At 34.3% G+C, this 23,431-nt stretch carries 21 protein-coding genes and 3 pseudogenes; 15 read left to right on the top strand and 9 right to left on the bottom strand.

What is annotated here, in order from left to right:
- Positions 1-387: 387 nt before the first annotated feature.
- A complete protein-coding gene (locus PB01_RS06335) occupies positions 388-1,668 on the top strand; it encodes a phytoene desaturase family protein (protein ID WP_151699418.1) in 1,281 nt (426 codons plus the stop codon).
- Positions 1,669-1,672: 4 nt separating this feature from the next.
- Positions 1,673-2,533 (top strand): RNA polymerase sigma-70 factor, encoded by an 861-nt coding sequence (locus PB01_RS06330; RefSeq protein WP_151699417.1) that lies wholly within the window; start codon positions 1,673-1,675, stop codon positions 2,531-2,533.
- Between the two features lie 420 nt (positions 2,534-2,953).
- Here the strand turns inward: PB01_RS06330 and PB01_RS21250 are convergent, their stop codons facing one another.
- Genes PB01_RS21250 through PB01_RS06320 form a run of 3 tightly spaced genes read right to left on the bottom strand, consistent with a single transcriptional unit; the run spans position 2,954 to position 4,767 of the window.
- Positions 2,954-3,490, bottom strand: a complete 537-nt coding sequence (locus tag PB01_RS21250; protein WP_225986186.1) for an alpha/beta hydrolase — start codon at positions 3,488-3,490, stop codon at positions 2,954-2,956.
- A gap of 9 nt (positions 3,491-3,499) precedes the next feature.
- Complete coding sequence (locus PB01_RS21245; protein WP_225986185.1) at positions 3,500-3,802, bottom strand: alpha/beta fold hydrolase; 303 nt, start codon at positions 3,800-3,802, stop codon at positions 3,500-3,502.
- Between the two features lie 11 nt (positions 3,803-3,813).
- Entirely contained in the window at positions 3,814-4,767 is a 954-nt protein-coding gene (locus PB01_RS06320; protein ID WP_151699416.1) for an MBL fold metallo-hydrolase, read from the bottom strand.
- A gap of 139 nt (positions 4,768-4,906) precedes the next feature.
- Between PB01_RS06320 and PB01_RS06315 the strand changes: the two genes are divergently transcribed.
- The 5 genes and pseudogenes from PB01_RS06315 (at position 4,907) to PB01_RS06295 (ending at position 9,898) form a co-directional block, all read left to right on the top strand.
- A complete protein-coding gene (locus tag PB01_RS06315; protein WP_151699415.1) occupies positions 4,907-5,440 on the top strand; it encodes an IS3 family transposase in 534 nt (177 codons plus the stop codon).
- A 263-nt stretch (positions 5,441-5,703) separates the two neighbouring features.
- Positions 5,704-6,177: an RNA polymerase sigma factor gene (locus PB01_RS06310; protein WP_225986184.1), complete on the top strand. Its 474-nt coding sequence runs from the start codon at positions 5,704-5,706 to the stop codon at positions 6,175-6,177.
- Positions 6,174-7,013 (top strand): zf-HC2 domain-containing protein, encoded by an 840-nt coding sequence (locus PB01_RS06305; protein ID WP_151699413.1) that lies wholly within the window; start codon positions 6,174-6,176, stop codon positions 7,011-7,013. The genes PB01_RS06310 and PB01_RS06305 overlap by 4 nt, the downstream gene beginning before the upstream one ends.
- A gap of 419 nt (positions 7,014-7,432) precedes the next feature.
- Positions 7,433-7,686, top strand: a pseudogene (locus tag PB01_RS06300) (protease); the annotation flags it as partial.
- A gap of 220 nt (positions 7,687-7,906) precedes the next feature.
- Complete coding sequence (locus PB01_RS06295) at positions 7,907-9,898, top strand: alkaline phosphatase family protein (RefSeq protein WP_192797493.1); 1,992 nt, start codon at positions 7,907-7,909, stop codon at positions 9,896-9,898.
- A gap of 299 nt (positions 9,899-10,197) precedes the next feature.
- On the opposite strand, the gene PB01_RS06290 is transcribed toward PB01_RS06295, so the two are convergent.
- Entirely contained in the window at positions 10,198-10,446 is a 249-nt protein-coding gene (locus PB01_RS06290; RefSeq protein ID WP_151699411.1) for a hypothetical protein, read from the bottom strand.
- 9 nt (positions 10,447-10,455) lie between these two features.
- The gene (locus PB01_RS06285) at positions 10,456-11,073 is read right to left on the bottom strand and encodes a hypothetical protein (protein ID WP_151699410.1); all 618 of its coding nucleotides are present in this window, start codon (positions 11,071-11,073) and stop codon (positions 10,456-10,458) included.
- Between the two features lie 71 nt (positions 11,074-11,144).
- Here PB01_RS06285 and PB01_RS21605 point away from each other — a divergent pair.
- Positions 11,145-11,684, top strand: a pseudogene (locus PB01_RS21605) (SDR family NAD(P)-dependent oxidoreductase).
- A gap of 512 nt (positions 11,685-12,196) precedes the next feature.
- Here the strand turns inward: PB01_RS21605 and PB01_RS06275 are convergent.
- Entirely contained in the window at positions 12,197-13,159 is a 963-nt protein-coding gene (locus PB01_RS06275; RefSeq protein WP_151699409.1) for a helix-turn-helix transcriptional regulator, read from the bottom strand.
- A 110-nt stretch (positions 13,160-13,269) separates the two neighbouring features.
- On the opposite strand from PB01_RS06275, the gene PB01_RS06270 reads away from it, so the two are divergent.
- Positions 13,270-13,749 (top strand): GyrI-like domain-containing protein, encoded by a 480-nt coding sequence (locus PB01_RS06270; protein ID WP_151699408.1) that lies wholly within the window; start codon positions 13,270-13,272, stop codon positions 13,747-13,749.
- Between the two features lie 22 nt (positions 13,750-13,771).
- The gene (locus PB01_RS06265; RefSeq protein ID WP_151699407.1) at positions 13,772-14,239 is read left to right on the top strand and encodes a DUF8821 family protein; all 468 of its coding nucleotides are present in this window, start codon (positions 13,772-13,774) and stop codon (positions 14,237-14,239) included.
- Between the two features lie 579 nt (positions 14,240-14,818).
- Here the strand turns inward: PB01_RS06265 and PB01_RS06260 are convergent.
- Complete coding sequence (locus PB01_RS06260; protein WP_151699406.1) at positions 14,819-15,007, bottom strand: hypothetical protein; 189 nt, start codon at positions 15,005-15,007, stop codon at positions 14,819-14,821.
- Between the two features lie 431 nt (positions 15,008-15,438).
- On the opposite strand from PB01_RS06260, the gene PB01_RS06255 reads away from it, so the two are divergent.
- From PB01_RS06255 to PB01_RS06245, 3 genes and pseudogenes are all read left to right on the top strand, one after another.
- On the top strand, positions 15,439-16,002 hold the full coding sequence (locus tag PB01_RS06255) for a nitroreductase family protein (RefSeq protein ID WP_151699405.1): 564 nt from the start codon (positions 15,439-15,441) through the stop codon (positions 16,000-16,002).
- A gap of 463 nt (positions 16,003-16,465) precedes the next feature.
- The gene (locus PB01_RS06250) at positions 16,466-18,511 is read left to right on the top strand and encodes a bifunctional diguanylate cyclase/phosphodiesterase (protein WP_151699404.1); all 2,046 of its coding nucleotides are present in this window, start codon (positions 16,466-16,468) and stop codon (positions 18,509-18,511) included.
- A 138-nt stretch (positions 18,512-18,649) separates the two neighbouring features.
- Positions 18,650-18,946 (top strand): annotated as a pseudogene (locus PB01_RS06245) (hypothetical protein); the annotation flags it as partial.
- A gap of 304 nt (positions 18,947-19,250) precedes the next feature.
- Here PB01_RS06245 and PB01_RS20895 read toward each other — a convergent pair.
- Complete coding sequence (locus PB01_RS20895) at positions 19,251-19,421, bottom strand: hypothetical protein (protein ID WP_192797492.1); 171 nt, start codon at positions 19,419-19,421, stop codon at positions 19,251-19,253.
- Positions 19,422-19,697: 276 nt separating this feature from the next.
- Here PB01_RS20895 and PB01_RS06240 point away from each other — a divergent pair, with 276 nt between their 5' ends.
- On the top strand, positions 19,698-20,873 hold the full coding sequence (locus tag PB01_RS06240; RefSeq protein ID WP_151699403.1) for a C40 family peptidase: 1,176 nt from the start codon (positions 19,698-19,700) through the stop codon (positions 20,871-20,873).
- A gap of 28 nt (positions 20,874-20,901) precedes the next feature.
- On the opposite strand, the gene PB01_RS06235 is transcribed toward PB01_RS06240, so the two are convergent.
- The gene (locus PB01_RS06235; protein WP_151699402.1) at positions 20,902-22,350 is read right to left on the bottom strand and encodes an MDR family MFS transporter; all 1,449 of its coding nucleotides are present in this window, start codon (positions 22,348-22,350) and stop codon (positions 20,902-20,904) included.
- Positions 22,351-22,470: 120 nt separating this feature from the next.
- On the opposite strand from PB01_RS06235, the gene PB01_RS06230 reads away from it, so the two are divergent.
- Positions 22,471-23,376, top strand: coding sequence for a LysR family transcriptional regulator (locus PB01_RS06230; RefSeq protein ID WP_151699401.1), 906 nt, complete (start codon positions 22,471-22,473; stop codon positions 23,374-23,376).
- Positions 23,377-23,431: the final 55 nt, after the last annotated feature.

Raw genomic sequence — 23,431 nt, 5'->3', positions numbered from 1 at the left:
TTTAAAATAGAATATCCTTAATGAGTTTTACTTTTTCAAATAATTCATCGTCTGTAAGTATCTCTATTGATTTTGACTCTGATCTAAATTATTCAAATGATGTTCTCTCCGTATCTTTTAAATAAGTGAAAGGTACCAAGTTGTAATGCAATTCTGAATCGATCGATAACGAGGCACCTTAAATTAAGATACTTTACTATTCCTTTGCCTATAAATAATTTTCTAACAAAACTATCCAGCACTTTAAAGCCATCCATTATAAAAGAATATGAATTACCATTGATGAAAAGTGATTTGAGCTCCGTTATAAACTAATTTCCATGAACTTGTCACATATATTCTACTATCCTCGTCTTTAGTTATGAATAAACTTTGGGAGGTTATATTATGACTCAAAAATGGGACGTTATTATTGTCGGTGGTGGGATAGCTGGTTTCGTGGCTGCTAATTTTTTAGCTAAAACCGATTTGTCTATATTAATACTAGAAAAAGGGAAAATAGTTGGTGGAAGATCTAGAACCGATCGGATACGTGAACAGTATTTCAATTTAGGTCCACACGCTCTTTATAAAAAAGGAAAAGCCAAGTCGATTCTCGAAGAATTAGATGTACAACTTAAAGGGAAACCCCCTAAATTAGGTGGCATTTTAGTTGAAAAAAATATGGAATACGCAGCGCCTTTTACTCCTTTAGGACTTTTCACAACAAGTCTTTTAAATTGGAAAGAACGTATTGAATGGGCTAGAGTTTTGATGAAAGTGATTTCCATTAATACCGAAAAGTTAGCACAGCAGACTTTCGAACAATGGGTACAGCAAACAGCAGGTTCAGAAAAAGTTCAATCATTACTCTATTTACTAGGAAGACTTGCGACGTATTGCCATGCTCCTGAAAAGGCAAGCGCAAAGTTAATGGTATCGAATATGAAAATTGCTATGGGCGGCGTACTTTATCTAGATGGGGGTTGGCAGACAATCATAGACCAACTCCACAAAAAAGCAGTTATCTCTGGTGTACAGGTTAAATCACGTACAGTTGTAAAACAAATTGAATCGGTCGAACATGATTATTTTAATTTAGTTTTGGCCAATGACGAGGAAATTCATGGGAAGTATGTAATTTGTACTACTGGTCCTCACGAGCTTATTAAAATGTTAGGTGAAAAGATTAATCTTCCCCAGAGGGAATTTTTTTCACAAATAACAACTGTAAGAGGAGCAACTTTAGACGTTGCTTTAACGCAACTTCCTAATCCAAAGCGATTGTTCGCCATGGGCATCACTGATCCCTTTTATTTTTCCGTACATTCGAATTATGCACGACTTTCCTATGATGCAAAAAGTTCAATTCTGCATGTGTTTAAATATCACTACCCAGATGAACCCATAGAAGGAAAAAAGGTTAGAAACGAGCTTGAACTATTCTTAGAGAAGCTACAGCCAGGGTGGCAAAAACATGTAATTACAAGCCGTTTTATCCCTCAAATTACAGTTAACCAACGCTTACCTCAAATAGGAGATGAACAAAAGTTAAGCCGTTTTAAAACCGAAATTCCAGGATTATATATAGCAGGAGATTGGGCTTCACTCGATTCTATTTTGTCAGTAGGAGCAGTCAGTAGCGGTAAACAAGCAGCGGAAGAAATCATTAAAAAGGAAAAGAGTTGATAACGTGCAAATTAGTAATGAGGATTATCAACAATTTAAACCATTGTTGTTTTCACTAGGTTATCGTATGTTAGGTTCAATCGTGGAAGCAGAAGATATTGTGCAAGAAACCTTTTTAAAAGCGTACCAAATTAATGAACAGAAGATAGATAATAATAAAGCGTATCTCTGCAAAATGATGACTAACCGCTGTCTTGATGTATTAAGATCAGCACGATACAGACGAGAACATTACGTGGGGCCATGGAATCCTGAGCCATTATTGCTAGAGAAATCAAGTGATTTAGATCCATCTGAAGTTGTTCTACAAAAAGAAGGATTGAGTATTGCCTATTTACGGATGATGGAACATTTGGTGCCAGATGAACGAGCAGTCCTCCTTTTAAGAGAGGTATTTGATTTCTCATATTTGGAGATTGCTAACATCATTGAAAAGAAAGAAGAAAACTGTAGAAAAATTTTCAGCCGGGCTAAGCAGAAGATATCACGCGTTGAGGGTGAAAGCTTAAACTATGAGATAAATGAGTCAATTATTAATCGCTTTATCCAAGCATTTCAAACGCAAAATAGGGATACCTTATTAGAACTTATTTCTGAAAATGTCATTCTATACTCTGATGGTGGAGGAATAGTCAAGGCTGCTATTCGTCCTATCGTATCCCTATCCAACGTTTTGGCCTTATTGTACGGAATAATTAAAAAAGTCCCTGAGGATTTTTATTTTGAAGTTAAAAATGTCAATGGTCAGCCAGCAGTCGTGATTTACATGAATGGCACGGTCCATAGTATCCTCAGTTTTTATATTTGTAATGTCAAAATTAACGAAATGTATATGACCATGAATCCTGAGAAATTGCCCATTTAGTCCATTGCACTAGAAAAACCTAATTTAAAAGTTAAAAATTTCTCAATCGAATCAATATTTAATAGGACAATTAGCTTTAAAATCCGATCAAGGTAAATATTCACTCCAATCAACGAGAATAGAACGTTATATTCAAGAACAATAACTGAAATAGGTAATTATGACATTGACTCAAATATAATAACAAGGCCTGAGTCCTCAGTATTCAAAACGAGACTGTTCCTAAAAGTCAATTCATTATGCCATTAGTAACAGCCTCATCTCTTCTCTATCCAATATAAGAACCTCACTTACTTGTGGTACGGTTCTCCGTAACGCATTCTAAAAATGAATAAAATCACTAAACTTTTCATTATAATAGATTATCTTGAAATTTTAATTGAAGTTTTGCGAACAATTATTATTTACAACTCATTTTCTTTATTTAATTTCTATCCATTTCTTAATTTCATTTGCTGTTCGTTCTGGTTCATCCCACTGCAGCATATGCCCTGCACCCTCCATTACTATCACAGTAACATCGTCCATCTTGTTTTTTAATTGTGATATACCGATTACTCTTGCTTCATCCAAATTCTCAGGTTTAGAAGGATGAATAAGAAGTACCGGTACCTTAATGAAAGGATAGGTTACTGAAAATGGTTCCACAAAGAAAGCTCTAATAATGGACAACACGGTGAATTTGGAAACCACAAGGTCAAATCTATCGTCCTTCTTTTTGAAAATGGAAGATACATAGCGTTCTTTGTTAAGATCCCATCTATTCGTATATGTTTTGTATTCCTGAACAATGCTCGTCCAATCATTAAACACAGATTGATCCATATAATCATTCCACCCTTTAAATGCATAGTCAAATGTCATTTCTTTCTGGTTTTCTGGAAAGGTAAAGCCCCCGTCCAATAAAATAATACCTAATACGGTTGCCGGATAATGTCGTGTATAATGGAGCTCCAAATCAGCGCCCTATGAATGTCCCATCACATAGAATGGTCTGGACACAACATGCTGAATCATTCGTTGATACCACATGGCTAATTTGGAGAATAGATAATCACTTTCGTTATTAAACGAGGACGTTTCCCCGTGACCCGGACTGTCAAATATTGTGAGATTAAAATCATTTTCCAAAAGGACTGCTATTTCGGTAAAACTATAGTAACCATTACCTGTAAGTCCGTGAAAACATACAATGGTATGATTGTTTTTATCGCCATATTCGTAATAATTCACTGTGTTTCCATCCATTATCGTCTTGTAACTTTGCAAAAAGCTCCCTCCTATTCATGCTTTCCTGCATAGAAGTTATATACAGTTGTAAGGTTACGAGTGATTCCATTTACACCTTTCCAGTTTGCATATTCACTAGGCATCATAAACTCTGAGATGAAATCATTCATTGATATATTATTTTGTTGCGCATCCATTACCTTTTTAATTAAAAATGATAAATAATTTATTAATATCTCACCAAACGCTAATGTCCCTACTTCCCCATGTCCCGGGACAACTGTTTTCATATCCATTTGTTTTACGTTTTCTAGAATAGTCAAAAATTCTTTTGGGTTATAAATTGGCAAATGAAGGTCTTCTGTAATGATATCCCCCATGAATGCTATCTTGTCATCGGGTAAATATAAAAAGGTATCGCTTGGTGAGTGCCCTCCACCTAAACAGTGGAGCTCTACAGTTCGTTTCGAGCCATGTATAACCAAATGTTTTTCAAAAATAACAGAAGGTAATACTGTTTTCAAATGAGGTAGCTCCTCTAACACTTTGGACATTTCTTCATATTGTTTTAATAAACTGACTTTTGTTATATTATCTTCAGCTTTTTCTATTTGATTTCTTAAATTATGTAGATATTGCTTCGTTTCCTCTATTTCCTTCTGCACATCATGAATCGTATTTTGCTCTCTAAACCACTTATTTGTTAAAGAAGTAGAAATTATCGTAGCATCTTCAAATACTTGATTTCCAAACACATGGTCTCCGTGATAATGGCTATTTATAAGATATTTCACCTTTTTCCCACTTATCATTTCTGCTTGTTTCTTTAACTCTCTTGCGGCTGATGGCGTACTAAATGAATCAAACACTAGTAGCTCATCTCCCAAGTCGACAACTCCTGCATTACTCCATGCCCCTTTGCCAGGTTTTGCTATTGCTGCATACACCCCTTCTGCAAGTCTATGTAAAGTGAAATATTTTGTCTCAATCTTCACAATATCCACTGACTATTCCTCCTGTCTATTAACTTATCTAATATAAATATTCGCTATTGTTATAGAAATTACCTTTCATCTCAATTCTTTCTAATGTAAGTAAACTATCTATAATTCATATGAAACTAGTGATTGAATGTGGTGAGATTTGGTAGCTTCAGAATTAGATGAACAAAGAAATTATAGTAAGGAGCTAATTGAGAGTGAATGGTACCAGGTTCTTCTGTATGTGAGAGTAGGAGGAAACTGGAATTATATTTGTTTTTTAATCGATTTATATAACAGAGAAATCGTCGGTTATAGTGGCGGAGAACAAAAGGACACAGCTCTAGTTCAGTGTGCCTTTAAGTCTGTTAGATCTCCTCTGCAAAACGTGATAATGTTCCATACAGATTGTGGATCTGAATTTAAATATGTTGGTATCGATGAATTATTAAGTACATTTAAGTTTAAGCAATCTCTAAGTCAAAAAGGAAATCCTTATGATAATGCGGTGGCAGAAGCGACTTTTAAGATTTTAAAAACAGAACTCATCAACGGATCGAACTACCCTACCCTTGAACAGCTGTCTTTTGAACTTTTCGATTATGTCAATTGGTACAATAATATTCGGTCGCACAGTAAATTGGGTTATCTAAGTCCAGTCGCTTATATAAACTTAGCCCTTAAAAAAGTTCTTTGATCTAGTGTTGACATACCAAAAGTGTCTTGAATATACGACTAAATATCTTCTTCATTTAAGTAATACTCATAGAAAGCTATACTTATGCTATAGCGATATCTATAATATTTCTATCATTCTCTATTTTTGAATAATTAGCGATAAATAGATCAAGAAGAAAATAAAAAATATAAATCCTTGTAGATATTTTAATTTAATATAAAATTTTTAATTCACTGTAACGAAATTCAATATTTTTGGATATATATGCGAAAGGAGGTTTAATGGTGGGGCAATTAGATGAGATTTATCAAAAATACAGCGAACGTGTTTTTAAATATTTGATGACTCTTTGTCGCAATAGTGACTTAGCCGAAGAATTAACGCAGGAAACTTTTTATAAAGCTATTCAATCGATTCACCGTTATAACGGCTCTAGCAAAATGTCCGTCTGGCTATGTCAAATAGCAAAACATACATATTATCAATATGTCGATAAGCAGAAAAAGCAACCGAAAATGCAGGAAGATCCACTCGTTCATTCTTCTGAGCAACTCTTAATTACTCAAGAAAATAAAGTCGAGTTATATCGACAAATCCATGACTTAAAAGAACCTTACAAAGAGATTTTACTTTTACGACTACTAGGGGGATTAAGCTTTCAAGAAATTGGCGATGTCCTCGGTAAAAATGAAAATTGGGCACGTGTTAACTTTTATCGTGCAAAATTGAAATTAAAGGAGAGCTATTTGATATGAACAATGAATGTGAAATTGTGAAAGATTTATTACCTTCCTATATTGATAAATTATGTAGTAAATCTAGCGAAAACTTTGTAAGTACCCACCTCGAACATTGTACAGAATGCAAGTCTTTTTATAATCGAATGGTGCTAGAATTAAATATTGAAGATGAAATAGAAGTAATTGAACGTCAACAAGTCATTCAACCATTTCAAAAAGTCTCGGCTTTGTTAAAGATACAAAAAATAACAGAAAAAGCATTAAAATGGTTAGTTATATTTAGTCTTATTATGATCTTAATTTTAAGCACACTTGCTACGTCAAATACTACACAATTTAATAAAGAGCAAATGCATCAATCCTCTATCGAACAAGAACAACTAGAAATCATGTCTGCAGCTTTCCAAAGCTTAAATCAAAATGGTCTTGAATCATTAGAAGATGTCTCCTTAAACTATGCTAGACAAATAAAATATTTAGCAGTATTCGAGAGAAATTCAGTTTCAATCGATAAGGATATTTCTAAAGAACCAACTATTTTATATCCACTTCCATACAAAGATGCCGACATCGTTTATGAAAATGGGGAAATTATTACGAATACAATTACTCCTAGTGATTATGATATCGGAACAATGGTGATGGAAAAAGGGAATTATATCATTCAATTTGAATACCAAGATCGTTATTTAAATCACGTAGAACGAGCTTTCCAAACTAAACATTATGCAAAGAGTTTACTAGAAATTTGGCTACCCTCAGTCATTACCTTGATTATTACTTTGATTTTATTAAGTATATGGCTAAATCTCGTGAAATCTCTTAGGCGTACTGAAGGGTTAATTGAATAATCTCCTAGACTTTTATTGCAGCGCCATTTCTAGACAACATTAAGATCACTAGTTGACTCTGTGAATTCCATTTCAACACTTAAGAAGACACATGTTGCGCAAACTAGTGCAACATGATGTACTTTCTTATCGACTAAAAAAAGAAATCCAAGAAATATTGTTATATCAATATTTCTTGGATTTTATTAGTTTTCCTAAATGTCATTTGAGATTATTCTCTAAAACCACACTTACTTATGATACGGTTCGGCGTAACGCATCTAAATGAGGTTTTTATATGCCTGAATGCCAGCAGGGTAAAACAAGAAATGGTTCGTAACCACTGAAAAGTTTCGTCCTCGGGAAAAGGGGGTAATTGATTTATAGATAAGGGAATTGATCGGACTCAGGAAAGGAGTGAAGGAGAAGCCGGGAAATAGGGAAACAGTAAAGTAATTATTGATAAAAGTATTAATGATGTTTCCCCGGAAGACTTTGATACACCATTCATCCCAGTGAGATTTTCTCTAGATATTCTTCGTGCTCCCTTCCGCTACTGATCACTGTAAAAACACTTGAAGAACATCATGTGACCGGATTTAAATCTATTCATGTTGATTAAAAAAATACCAGCGGTAATTTCTATGACAAAGAAGTGGTCGTATGCCAGTACCAGCTGGTCACCAGTAACTAGCCCGATAACATACCAACATTCATTCAGGAATCGTTGCGTATATTAGGGTATCTAGAAGGGCTTTTCGAAAAATCAATATTTCGAATTTTTGATGCCCCTTTTCATATTCAAAAATATTGATATAACAGCATTCTTCATTTTGAATTTTGTTCCGATTTGCCCTTTTTGGACAAACCAATTTTACTTTTGAAGAGAGATAGGGGTTAGAATGGAGAAAAAAATGAAAAAAATTTTATTTGCAGGCATAATCGTTCTTAATTTGTGTCTTTTTACCATAATTAATGAAGTAGAAGCTAAGGAAAATCAAGAAACTGATAGAAAGGTCATACTTATCTCTTTTGACGGAATGAAAAATGAATATACTAAAAAATATATTAAAGATAATAAATTGCCTCATATCAAACAGATGCAAGACAACGGGGTTACAGCAAAAAATCCTTCCACTATTACGCCTTCTCTAACAGCACCTTCACACGCAGCAATTGCCACAGGGGCTACACCTATCCAGACAGGAATTGTAAGTAATCATTGGCACGAACCAAATACAGTTTTAGACAATGAAAAAAACGGTTTCCGGGAAGAAATTGAAGTATCCCCATTGTGGGTAGAAGCTAGAAAGCAGGGGAAAATAACAGCCACCATTGCTTTTCCAGGTGCTAATCCCAAAGAGAGAAAACAAGGCGATTACTCTATTTATCCTGGAAAAATATGGTCTACAAGCGATTTGGAGTCATTAACCTATATAAAATCTGCTGAATGGGTTCATTCTCCCAAAAGCTTCAGTCCTTTAAAGGAAACAGAATTCTCCATCAAAATGAAAACTGAAAGGGATCGTCTCATTCATATTTTGGCGATTGACTCAACTGATGATCAAAAGCAAAACTACGACACCTTTGTATTATCCGAAGATAAAAAGGTAGATCCTGATGACTCTATTGTAAAAGGAAATCAATGGGGATCTCTTCCACTCTATATAAATGATCAGCAATCTGCTGGTTTTTGGTTCAAAATCAAAACAAATAGCCCAGATCTTACCCTTCCTGTTCAGTTGTACCGGACAGCAGTAACTTCTAGCTTAATTAGTGGACCTAAAGGATTTTCCAATGAGATTGAGAAGGAGTTTGGTTTTTATCCGGCACAAGATGATGATAAAGCCCTTGAAAAGGAATGGATTACGAGAAAGGAATATGAGGAGATAAGCACACGATATGTCATGTGGGTCACAAAAGTTTCTCTCTATATAAAACAGAAATACAATCCTGATTTGCTAATGTTTTATACACCACAGATTGATCATGAAGAACATAAGTACTTATTACTAGATCCTAGGCAGCCAGGATATTCACACGAAAAGTCAAAAAAATATATGAGCTATATTGAATGGTCGTACCAGTTAGCTGACGAGGTAGTTGGCGAAACAATGAATTCCCTAAAAGAGAATGACTATTTGTTTATAGTCTCCGATCATGGAATGGAGCCTGCCTATTCTACTCTTTCACCTAACAAAGTATTAAAAGATGCTGGGTTATTAACTGTAGATCAAAAAAATAAAATTAACTTTACAGAGTCAAAAGCGTACGCCATTCCAAGCGGATCAGCAGCACATGTATATATTAACCTGCAGAACCGAGAAAAAGGTGGGATTGTCCCTCGCGATGAATATGAGAGTGTACGTAACCAGATTGTTCAAGCTTTTAAAGAGGTGGAAGTCACGGATAAAAAGGGAGTGCTCATTCAACATGATATGAAAGAAGTCATGTCTGCCATTGAACGAGACAACCTCTCGTTCAATACTATTCAAAAGCATGTCAAAGATACTTGGAAACATCTTTTGAAACAAAAAATACATCCTTATGAAAAAGTAATGAAAAATACAAATAAAAATACAACCCTTATGGGACATCAAAATTCAGGAGATATTGTGTTGATTGGGGCTCCTGGTTACGTTATGGGCAGCGACATTGAAAAAAATATAACTCCACCAATTGAATTGGGAACACATGGAGGATCCGGAGACAGAAGCATGCTTAGACCTGTTTTTATGGTTACTGGGGCAGACTTTCACAAAGGTAAACAGATTAACTCCTCCTCTAATTTAGATATAGCTCCTACTATCTATGATTTACTTGAGTTAGATGTACCATCATTTGTAGAAGGTGAAAAAATTGAAGGTATTTATAAAGATAAAAAAATCCTACCAAATTGGGAATGATTAATGAAATCATTCCCCCTCTCTATCCATTAAAAATAGATAAAGAGGTAGAGGATTTAACTTCGGTAAATTCTCTCTTCCCCTTTTTTTGTAATTACAGCTTAACTTTCACAAAATATCTTTAAACGCAATAAAACATAACTATACAAGGTAGAAGAAATCTAACAAAACCGCACTTACTAATGGTACGGTTCGGCGTATCACAAATAGTGGTCAAGCAAAGGTGAAAAGCTTAGGTATATCAGTTAATGACCTTCCTAATTTCATGACAAGTTTCACCGAATGTTTAGCTAGTAATATTATATACTGACTTTGAATATTTCCATGCAAAGTTTGATCTGTTCTGAATACTTCTTGATTTCTCTTTCAATATCGGTTGAGAAAATATTAATCTTTTCATTTTGAATTGCAGTTGTTTTTTTATCGTTGAAAAAAATTACAAACTCTTCTGCACTATAATTTTCAATATCTTCAATTCTAATTGTTGATATTAATAATGCTGTGTATGTCTGCAATCGTTTAAAGGTTTCTAATTCCCAATTGGTCATTAGTCTCGACTACTCATCTCTACTCATTGATACAGGTACTTCTACAGAATCCGTCCCCATTACCTTAATACCACCGTCTTCTTCCTTGGAGCCGACCTCAACTCCTATTGTGAATATATCTGTTTTTGATATTGCCTTATTATCAGGTTGTATATTAATGACAACCGTTCCTGTGCCGCCTCCTGTATATTTATAACTACGATTTCGTCCAATTTCTATCATCGTATTCCATTTTGAATTTTTACTCTCCGTGGTCCACGTTGATACATTATTTGTGGGTTTAGATTGGACTTTGTTCTCAGGATAGCTATTTAAGATACTAGAGACATGCCATTTATCAGGGATATAAAAAGCAACTCCGCCCCAATCAGCAGGATCAATCTCAATTCGTGCAATTATTTGAACATCCTTAATCAGCCTTTCATTATCTTTGACAAAAACAGTTCCACTAGCAACTGTTTTTAATTTGGTCGAATCAGAACTTAAATGAAAGCTTCTGATATGGGTAATTTTATCGTTGACACTTGTTTCGTCGGACTTATTATCTTGATGAGTTAGCAGCCATGAAAAAAAGACTATTAAGGTTATTAATGCATATGGAGCAATGTACTTCAATTTAGATTTCATAACTCAAACCTCGCCTTCTCTAAAAATTTAAAGTCCTCCTTCCTCAAGCAGGTCTATTCACTGGTTTTCTCATTCACCCGCAATCTAGATACTGGACACCTGCTCAAATTCCAGATATGCATAAACAAGCGGTTGAGAATTTTGGTGAAGTGGATATTGTCTTCAATAATGCAGGTATCGTGCGTGTTCATTCTTCACACGATTTAGACTACGCTGAGTGGCGGAACACAGTAAATGTCGATTTAGATGTTGTATTCTTAATAGCACGGAAAGCAATCCAGGAAATGTTAAAAAAGGTGGCGGTACAATCGTGAATGCCGTATTGATGTACGGCTTATAACGCAACAATAGGCGGCGTGATTAACTTAACACGATCACATGCACTTGAATATGCAGAACAAAATATCCGTGTTAATTCATTATGCCTAGGTTTCATCGATATACCAATTATTCCAAAAGAAAGTAAATAAGTACTAGGTTCGATGACACCGATGAAACGTCCTGGCCAAGCAGAAGAAATGGCAAAAGCCGTACTATTCATAGCAAGTGATGATTCGTCATTCATGACTGGAAATAGTTTAATTGTTGATGGTGGCTATACCGTTCAATAATTAAATAAGTAAGATAAACATATCACGGTTTAACTTGCCCATTACCTTAATCGGTGATGGGCTTTTCGTTTAGTGGCCCCCTTTTAGATACATTACGGTGAGCAGTATCATAAAAGAAGATAATCAGTATTCAATGGTAAATTATATAAGAAATTTATTACCTTATAAATGAAAGATACCAGGATTCTGAAGTATTCAGTATAAATTCGTTTAAATTGTCTTTCTCTATGTGTGACAAATGCATGGTTTCACACCAACTCTCGAAATCGAAACGTTTTTCAAAACGATGCAAATATAGTTATTTTTACCTAGAAATATATTTTATCAATATCTTACTGGTTTACAACACTAATAGCCACCCACAACCAAACACTATTCTGAATTGCATCTAAATTGTTCGTGACACTGGGATATTAAGCCTCCTTCTACAACTAAACGCCCATTACATCAATTTAGGGTGCGAACTGACAACTGGACAAACTCAATATTATTTGGGTTTTAACTGGAACTGATTATGGGCAGTATAAGCATAATCTCTCTTGTAAACATTCTAAGATTTCTTCTGGCACTTCCCTGACCTTGATATCCCCACCAAGGAAAAGTAGCCAATTTGTTATTTCGGTCAATTCTTCTGAATTATTAACATTGATAAAAGTCTTTAGAATGGCTGTGGTTTGATAAGGATTCGTATAGGAAATTGAAACTTTTAAAGGAGAGTATTTTTTGAACTGGGCAATCGCCTTTGGACCAAGTTCAAGGACAAGGTTAATTTCTTTTTCCCCCGTACTTAGTTTTTCTAAAATCTTTTTCTTACTTAATCTTTTTTTCGAAGGGTATGGTTTGACATTGGTGAGATTGTCGACAGGAAAACTCTTCCTCTCTTCATCCTTTAAGTCAAAGCCTTCAATCAGCCAATTGCCTTTTTCATGATAAAGGTGCAAGAGATAAATTGGATAAGACTTTATTACCTTCTCTTCTTTGATACTAATCAATAAATTGCTATCCAAAAGAAGGATTTGGATGAGTCTTTCTAACATAGGATGGGGTAAATCAGACAGATCAAGTAGGTCGGGATTATTGGGGTTGGTCCCTTCAAAAAGCAAGATTTGATTTAAAAGAACAAGGTCATCTTGCTGGTTTTCTGAGATGAGGCCTAGTAATTTTTCAGCTAAAGACTGACGACTCTTTAGATATGGGAGTTGTTTATTTCTTGTGGCCATAAAGGCAATAAAAAGAGCTTTAATCTCATTATCGGTAAAGCGAACGGTTGGTAGGACAGAGTTGTTCATGACAAAATATCCCCCATCCCTTCCGACTTCAGCAACAAGTGGCATTCCCAAGGCTTCAATTTCTCTGATATCTCTAATTGCTGTCGAGCGAGAGATGTTAAATTCTCGCATGATTTCAGAAATTGTAAAATGGGCTCGGTTGTTGATATACCGCATGATGATATTAATCCGTTCAACTTTTTTCATTGTGATCTCCTAAACAGTATCATTTTTTGACACGTTTTAAGGCTATTATAAACTTATCAAGTGAAAAGACAAATCATTTGAATAATTTTTAAAAAAGGAAGGTTTTGAATATGGCAGATTATACCCTAGAAGAAAAAGACAGCTTCACCGTTTTAGGAATTGGAACTGAGCTTAAGAGCGATTACACAGACTTTGCTGGCATAAACAAGGAAAAGGCAGACTTTTGGCAAACCGTCAGCCAAGATGGAACGCTTGACACTTTAAAAACTGTAGCCACAAATGACTACGTCTTTGCCGTGAACGAAGCGGTGAATAACAAGATGATGCATTATGCTGGTGTCATGACAGATGCATCGGTACCAGAAGCTACAAGAGTAATCCAATTTCCTAAAGGTGAATACATCGTTGTTAAAGGGGAAGGAAATACGGCTGATGAGTTGAGTAATAAGCTTGCTGGCATTGCCTTTGGTCAAGTTTTGCCAGAAGCAAAGGACTTTGCCTATGTTGGTGGACCAAATACTACGGTTGAGATGGGACAGCGAGACGGCTTAGTATTTGGTGAAATGTGGATTCCTGTTGTTAGGAAATAAAGAGATAAAAGGAGGGATGGAATTGTCCAAAATCGTTGATTTTAAAAATGTGTCTACAGTAGGTTTAGAGTCTTCCCCTGTAGCAGAAGCGCTTGCTGGTTTACGTGCTAATGAAGCCCGTTACTTTATGAACAAATACAAGCATGAATTTACGGTTGTACCAGCTAGCGAAAGTCAGGAGACCCTTGATTATGTGAACCGAATTTTGAAAGTAGAACGTGATATTGAGTTTGCGGTCAAACCTTTAGAAACGTCTCGTTTCCAAGTAGAAAATATTAAATTTGCCTACGTTTTCTATGAGGATGGGCTTGCGATCAACGTCATGTATACAGTTGATGACCCTAAGCCAAAGCGGGCAGTTGGTTTTAAGCTTTCTGAGGGAATGGAGATACCAAAGGAATTAGAAACCAAGTTTAAGTTTGCTAGGCAGAAGTCTAAACTAGCTGGAACAATTCGTGGCTCGTTTCTTGTGATTAAAGGAGAATATTAAAGTAGGCAAAAACACAAGTAAAGGAATCTATCATTTTTAATATTTGGTCATTCTTATGAGCAAATAATTTACATTTATATATAAATATCAACTCAATCCACTCCTTTATAACTGGAGTGGTTTTTGGATTTATTTTTAACCTTTAACGAATACCATCTAGATACCATTTTGCAAATTTTTGAAACCTTTTGGAAACATCATCTATCTAGCCAGTACTTAGTTCTCTCTCTAAATGCTTATTGGATATTATTCAATTTGTAAGATTTTACAAATTGAATTTTTCAATTTTATTCTCTATTGACGCTAATTTGTCTGATCAAGCTTTTTTCGGTGAGCTACCAGTAGCATTATCAAGCCAAATAATAATTTCTGCTTTAAATTCAAATGAATCTTCATGTTCAATTTCACTTAAAATATAATTAATAGCTTGATAACATCCTTGTTTATTCTATACAGTGTATTTAGAAAGATATTTAATTAGATCCCTATTGTCTTGTTTAGTACACTTTGCTATTTTTTTAAATCCTAAATATTGTGATGGTAATCCGGCTATTTAATGTTAATAAGCTCATTAATACTTTACTGCTTAGGTACTGTCAACAATTTCAAGAAATCCACTTTTCTAAATTTCCCATATATATTTTCAAATACATTTGAATTTGGACTCACTTCTGCTCCAATCAAATACTCCAATATTGCATTAAACTCATTAGAACAATAATTTGTTATTAAGGATAATAATTGTTCAATGTATCTACGTATTTTCATCCTATTTGTATCCATTACTAATATTAGCAATAACTTACAGCCTTGATATATATCATTTATCTTTATCAAACGACTTAATAGATATTTTTGGGAGTTTTTCTCTTAAATTACAGTGCCAAGAACCCAAACACTTCGGAATTGTGTTGATTCTTGGCACCATTATTAACGGCTCTATCATATTTGAATGCAGTTTATGTAATATTAATATTGTAAAATATAATAGCTGGTGCATTAGTATAAATGCTTACAAGAAAAGTACTTAGTTTCAATTAATACGAAAGTTATTTATTTTCACTTAGAATTTGAGTAAATCCACTAACCTATCTTACGATTAAATTCACGGTTACTTTTCGTAAGTCGAGTTACTTGCAAACTTGTTTAAATAATTTAAAATAAACAAGGTAATTCGATACAACTAGGAGGATTTTATTATGACATTCCAAGCAAAAGATTTCCGTACAGCTGAACACGAAATTGAAGACTTATTTTTAAATCGTTGGTCTCCACGGGCTTATGCAGACAAACCAGTAGCTGACGACGTATTAAATCGACTTTTTGAAGCAGCTCGTTGGGCTCCTTCTTCAGGTAATAACCAACCTTGGCGCTTCATCGTTGCTAGAACAGAAGCTGACCTTGAAAAATTCCATCCAATCTTAATGGAAGGAAACTTAGTATGGGCTAAAAATGCACCTGTATTAGTAGTACTAGTTTCTGATAATACTAAAGGATCAAATGAATTTGATGCTGGCGCAGCTTGGGGATTCCTGTCGTTACAAGCAGCTAAAGAAGGCTTAATCACTCACCCAATGGGCGGTATCTACAAAGATGTGGCGAAGGAAGCATTAAATATTCCTGAAAACTTCGATGTACAATTAGCAATCGCAATCGGTTACAAAGGTGAAAAAGAAATGCTTTCTCCCGAATTACAACAACGCGAAACACCATCAGTTCGTCGCCCATTGGAAGAAATTTTATTTGAAGGTTCTTTCAAATAATCTCAATAGATAAAAAATCCTAAATATAAATAAGCCGTTCAGCTTTTAAACAGAACGGCTTGTTTTAAAAACCGCACTTACTTAAGATACGATTCACCTTAAAGAATCTAAATGAGGTTTTCATTTGTAATTCCCCATTTTAAAATGGTGATCCTAATATATATATATTAAGAATCGCCTTTTTAAAATTCTATTTTTGCTGGATTCTCAACAAATTACATATTTTCTAAGTTAGGGCTTCGGTCTAAAATTAAAAGCAGAACGAGAACAATTGCTAATTGATCAGGCAGAAGATACCTGATGGACTGCATACTAAATAAAATGAATAATATACCGATAAATAAGTGAATTGATAAAGGTGAATCCTTTAGTAATTCACTTATTTTGTGAAGTTTATATTACAAAATAATTCCATAGATGGTATAATTTTAAACAAATTTACTAAAAGAGAGGAGATAGAGATTTGTTCACTAGTCCATCTCAAAATAATTTCATCGTATTAGATGGAGAATATTCCATTTCTCTTGTAGTGTTATCTGTTTTTGTAGCTACAATTGCTTCTTATACTGCATTATCAATGAATGAACGCGCGCAGCAAAATAGCTTTTTTCATCGAAATTTTTGGCTTATACTTGCAGCAGTTGCGATGGGATTTGGCATATGGTCAATGCATTTTATTGGAATGAGTGCTTTTTCTTTACCGGTAGAGATGAGAAATGACAAATTATTAACCGTTGTTTCGGTAATTCCAGCGATGCTTGCGTCATTTTTAGCTTTTTATTTGGCTGACCTTAAATCGAGAACTTTTTGGTCGTATACGCTTGCTGGTATTGCGATGGGGATAGGCATTTCTTCCATGCATTATCTTGGGATGTATGCGATGAAAATGGACATAGTTTATGCATATGATAAAACCTTATTTGCAGGATCAATTGTGATTGCAGTTGTTGTTTCGGTAGTAGCTATTTATATTTTTTCTACTTTACAAAAATATATGACCAATCGCTTAATCCAAATTATCACGTCAGTTGTCATGGGCTTAGCAGTTTCAAGTATGCATTATACAGGAATGGCGGCTATTACATTTTTTGTACCGATAGGATTTATACCGGATCCAGTCCATACCCATATGGAAAGCATGAACGGAATAGCAATAAGTGTAACAATTGGAATGGCGATGTTACTCGGCTCATTATTAATATCAAGTTTAGTAGATCGTTATGTTGAGTTTCGAGCAAATTATTATGATGTATTAACAAAGCTCCCGAATCGTCGATTATTTGAACAAAAATTAAAGAGGGCTGCATTCCCTGAGAATCTAGCGATTATACATATACATAATTTGGAGTATATAAATAGAGAATATGATTATCAATTTGGTGATGAAATCATTCAACGATTAGCAGCGATACTTAAATCGTTAACCCCTCCTTCAACTGATCTTTATCGTATTGAAGGTAACCGCTTTGCATTGTTAACTAGAGATAAAGTTGGAGAAAAACTATTTCAAGAAGGGCTGTTGCAAATAGCAGAAGCACTCCAACAACCGCATACAGTTCACAAACAAGAAATTCTTATTCCGACATTATGTGCAGTATCAACAGCATCTAATGAAAAGGAAGCGGCAACTATATATTCTAATGCACTTGCTGTTTTAAATTTCCCGTCGATTCAATTTAATCACGAAGTAGTTTACTATAATCCTACAATTCATACATATACTTTCGAACGAGAAATTGCGGAAAGTGTTGTACATGCAATGAATGAGGGGGAGCTATTTCTTGTGTATCAACCGAAAATTGGTGTGAATACGAATGAAGTGATTGGTGTTGAAACTTTAATTAGATGGAATCATTCAACATATGGACTACTTTCACCTGCAGTATTTATACCGATACTAGAGGAGAATGATCGAATGATTGATTTGACGGATTGGATTATCGAGCAAGTATGTCAACAAATTTCCGTCTGGCATAGTATGGATATTTCTTTTGGACAAGTCGCAATCAATATTCCAGGCCAATATGTTACAGCGCCAAGATTACTGCAAGTATTGAAACGTACTCTCCACAACTATAATCTAGTGCCTCAACAATTAGAGTTAGAAATTACAGAAACTAGTTTTGTTAAAAATATTGAAGAAGCAATGCGCGCGGTAAGTACTTTCCGTCAAGAAGGCTTCTCAGTAGCGTTAGATGATTTTGGGACAGGCGTATCGTCACTTTCATATTTAAAGCAAATGCCCATTTCTACGTTAAAGATAGATAAGTCGTTTGTCGATGGGATCCCAGAATCTTCAAAGGATTCCTCGATTATTCAAGCGATTATTGCATTAGGTAGTTCGTTAAACTTATCGATTGTTTTCGAAGGGGTTGAAACGAAGGAACAAGTAGAGTTTTTAGCATCTATATGCAAAGAGCCGATTATTCAGGGATATTATTTCTCAAAGCCATTGAAAACAGATGAGTTGTTTAATTGGTACCAAGTATTTAAGTCACTTATAAGTTAGATAGATTAAAAATAACCGCTTACCCAATAAGGTAAGCGGTTATTTCGAGAATTGAAGCATAATTAGGTAGTGAATAACCACTACTTGATTATGCTTTAATCTATTTTATCCACATCAGGGAACTCCATTATCGGTAGAATGTTATATAAAATACTGGAGCAAACAAGTGAAAAGAGAAGAAGTTTTGCAAACAATTTAACTGAGCAAACGAATCGATGTATTGGACTATTTAAGAGGATTTGCATTGGTCGGCATTATTCTAGTCAATATTCTTGCATTATTATCTGTGAACATATCAGTAGTGGGAACATTCGGGCAATCTTATCAGCGATTTTTATTATTATTTGTAGAGGGAAGATTTTTCACGATTTTTCTTTTCTTTTTGGTGTGGGGTTTTATATGTTTATTCATCGTGCCAATGCAAAAGGAAAAAATGAACTGCCCGGTAAATGTTAGTTTGGTGTCTAACATTTACCGGGCAGTTCAAAGTGATTGATCGACATTAGAAGGCTTTTTTTATACAAGACAAAAAAAGCTGGAAGTGAATCCGTCACTTCCAGCTACATTTTTTCAGTAATCTTGTGGCGTTTTTATCGTAGCCCTCTTGGATTATGTGAATACAAGTTCCAATGGTAAGGATAAGTAAAAATAAGATCCTGTCCAAATCTTTTACAAACAGAGGAAGATCCAATTTAGTCCACTCGGCACTTCTTTATAAATGGATACTACCTATGTTCGTTTAATCCCTTTTTTTTGGTTTACTTTTATTAATTTCGTTCGTCACCTTATTTTTAGATATAGCACTAAATTCTTCAGCAAATTCTTCATCGGGACTATTTGTTGGATTTTTATATAGTTCGAAGCTATTATGCGCTCTAACATTAGTTGTCTTATTGTTATTTTTGCTCATGAATATTCACCTCCTAGAGTCTAATTTGCTCTATTTAGAGGTTTTTATTCTTACTGAGTCAATGTATAACCCATTGGAACTCGGTTAGCAATCGTGGTTGTACTCGTCAGTTATTGCCACATGGATATCAGATTATTTAATAAACTTAGAATTTTTCAGATAAATTGATTTGTTATATTTTTGACACAACTTTGTTATACCTTTGATACTTATTTGTTATATCACAATGATATTATATTACCTGCATGTAATAGGAATTAAGGAGAATATAATATTATGAATAAATGGTCTTCAAAGCTAGCAGCGGTAACAGTAGGAACAACTGTCTTATTAACATCTGTTGGACAAGCTTCAGCAGCTACATATACAGTAAAATCAGGCGATTCATTAGATAAGATAGGAAAAGCAAATAACATTTCATATAAAACAATTATGAATACAAACAAATTAACATCTACTTTAATTTTTCCTGGACAACAATTAATTATTGGTGAAAATCAAACAACCACTACTTCACCTCCAAGTTCTATGACTACATATACAGTAAAATCAGGAGATTCATTATCTAAAATTGGCAGTCAATATGGTGTTTCAACTAAAACAATAATGGAATGGAATAATTTATCTTCAACTCTAATACAAATTGGACAGAAACTTGTAGTTAATGGTTCTACTACTTCAATAACAAATTCAACATCGAATCCATCTGATTCAACTAATACAACTACATATACAGTGAAATCAGGAGATTCATTATCTAAAATTGGTAGTCAGTATGGTGTTGCATCTAAAACATTAATAGAATGGAATAATTTATCTTCAACTCTCATACATATTGGACAGAAACTAGTAGTTAAAAGTTCTACGACTTCAACAACAAATTTAACAACGAATTCATCTAATTCAAGTAATACGTCTACATATACAGTAAAATCAGGAGATTCATTATCTAAAATTGGTAGTCAATTTGGCATTTCGTCTAAAACAATAATGGAAGTAAATAACTTGTCTTCTACAGCAATCTCTGTTGGGCAAAAATTAATTATTAGCGGCGCAACTACCTCAAGTAGTTCAACTTCAACTAGTTCATCAGTTGGTAATAATATTGTTTCAGTTGCAAAACAATATCTAGGCGCAAAATATGTTTTCGATGGAGCATCACCAAATGGCTTTGACTGCTCAGGTTTTATTACTTATGTTTATAATAAAGCAGGTATTTCAACTTCTCGTTTATCAGCAGCAGGATTCTACAATGCATCAACACCAATATCTAAACCAAAAATTGGAGACTTAGTATTCTTTAGCAATACATATAAATCCGGGATTTCACATATCGGTATATATATTGGCGATAACAAAATGATTGCTGCAAGTGGTTATTTCGTACAAATTAGCGATATAGACGGAGCATATTGGGAAAATCACTTCACAGGTTTTGGTCGTTTAAGCTGATTATAAATGAAGGTGCCAGGAACCAACACTATTCGTAATCGTGTTGGTTCTTGGCACCTTTTGTTTTTCTTTTTTTCAAAAAAAGTGATAATGGAACGGAAAATGCAAGGATGATAGTTGCGAAAAGGAACGTATCGTTCGTCGCAAATAGAAAGGCCGTTTCCTTTAATGTTTTCCCTGCTATTTTTCCATTTAATTCGGAAGCATGTGTTTGTGTCCTGATTGCTAGAATTGAGCTAAAAATAGCAATAGACAAGGCAGATATGGCTTGTTTAAGCCAATTTGATATGGATGATGCATGACCTGCATGTTCAGTTGGAATCACACTCATCGAAAGACTTGTAACGATAGAACTTGCCAAACCTAAACCTATATAACGAATCATCATTAAAAAAAGAATATAGCTAACAGAGGAGTCCATCTTTAATTGACTGAATCCCCAAGTGGCAATCGTCACTAAAAATACACCTGTGATGATAAACCAAAAAGGCTCTATTTTTTCTTGTAATTTCCCCGATATTATAGTTACAACAATCATGACTAATGCTCCAGGAAGCATAATAATACCGACAGTTAACGATGAAAAGCCCCGAGCTTCTTCCATCACTAATGGAAGTAGAAAGACTGTTGAATATAAACCAACGGAAATAAAACAGTTTAAAATTGTTCCTAAAGTATATCTAGAATATTTAAAAACCCTTAAATTCAATAGCGGTTCCTTTACCGTCAGTTCTCTCCAAATAAAAGCAGCTATACCTATAATACCTACCAAGAACAAAACTAGAGCAGGAATAGAAAGCCATCCTAAGGTAGACCCTTCGGTAAAATACAGTAATAAAGATACATTCCCAATTACAACTGTAAGCAAGCCAATTTTATCAAGTGATACGGTTTTTGATGCTTTAAGGGCAGGTAAAAACAAAATTGCAAATAGAATTGCAATGACTCCAATTGGTACATTTGAAAAAAACATTGCCTTCCAACCATAAAAACTGGTGATTACCCCACCTAATGTTGGACCAATTGCAGGAGCAATCATAATGGATATACTCCATAAGCTGATGGCCATCGCTTGTTTTTCTTTATTAACAGACTGAATAATAATCGTCATAGTGGAAATTTGAATGATTCCTGCACATAATCCTTGTAAAATACGAAATAGTATTAATAAATTAATGTTTCCAGAAAAGCCACAAAGGGCAGAAAAGACAGTTAAGCCAATCAAAGCAGTAACATATATCTTTTTATAACCAAACTTATTTCCTAAATAGCTTGCAACTGGAGAAATGGTGCCAATTGCTAGCATAAACCCTGTCACTAACCATTGAACCATATTAATATTTGTATGAAGTTCCCTCATAATCGACGGGAGTGCAACGTTTACTGTTCCCGAATTAACAAGTGCTAAGAAATTCCCCAAAAAGATAGCTAATATAGTAAATGCAAATGAATCTCTTCCCTTTTTAATGTGTGCCAATTTTTACATCCTTTTAAAATTATTTTCTTTTATAAGTTTACGTATAAATAATACTAATGTAAAATTACTATATTTAATATTAATATAAGTAAAAGTGATATAAAAAAGTAGGAGGCATTTATGAACTTAGAACAGATGGAGTACATAAAAGAGATCATCCATACACAATCTATCTCCATAGCGGCACAAAATCTTCATGTCTCACAATCAGCAATAAGCCAATCCATTTCGTTACTGGAAAAGGAATTAGGGATTCGATTATTCAAAAGATCAAGATTTGGCACAAAACCGACAGAAGAAGGCAAAGGAATTATTAATAATGCCCTAAAAATAGTTGATAATATCGAGAGGATTAAAGAAGAAGCACAAGCCTTCACTACTGCTTTTAAAGGAGAGTTAAAAATTGCTGCGATACCAGGTTTTATGACTTTTTTACCGAAGATTCTTTCTTTATTTAAAAAGGATTTCCCTCACATAAAAATCATGGTTATCGAAATGGAAAGCAAAAGAATTATTGAGAAGGTTAAGCAACATACAATAGACTTAGGATTTATCTCTGTAAAAAAATCGATCGAAGACAATCTGCCTGACCATTTTATCTTTAAAAAGCTTGATTATAATGCTGATATTAAAGTCATTGTTTCTAAAAACTCCCCTCTTGCTTTCCAAAAAGATTTAACTTTGCATGATTTGGCAGATAATCCGATTGTCATCTATTCCAGTCAATTTTGGGAAGACTATATTCACTCCTTCGAAAAGAGTCACAATCTAATGAATGTTCTTTTCCAAACCTCTAATTCTGAAGTGATTAAAAAAACCGTATCAGAAGGTCTGGCCATTGGATTATTATCTAGTTATGTCCTAATCGATGACCCCTACATCGAAACCGGACGGATTATCCCCATCCCTTTGATTGACACTAAGTTTTCTTCTGATAATTTATTCGGTTGCATCGTCTCGGATAAGAATGTCCATCAAGGGATAGCAAAAAAATTTATGGAATACATACATCCAAATTTTAATTAAGGTGCCAGGAACTAAAACTATTCGAAATAGTGTTGGTTCCTGGCACCTTTAATTA

The organism is Psychrobacillus glaciei (assembly GCF_008973485.1).
Lineage (GTDB): Bacteria > Bacillota > Bacilli > Bacillales_A > Planococcaceae > Psychrobacillus > Psychrobacillus glaciei.
Note: the sequence above shows the minus strand (reverse complement) of the source record. Positions and strands in the feature narration are given on the sequence as shown.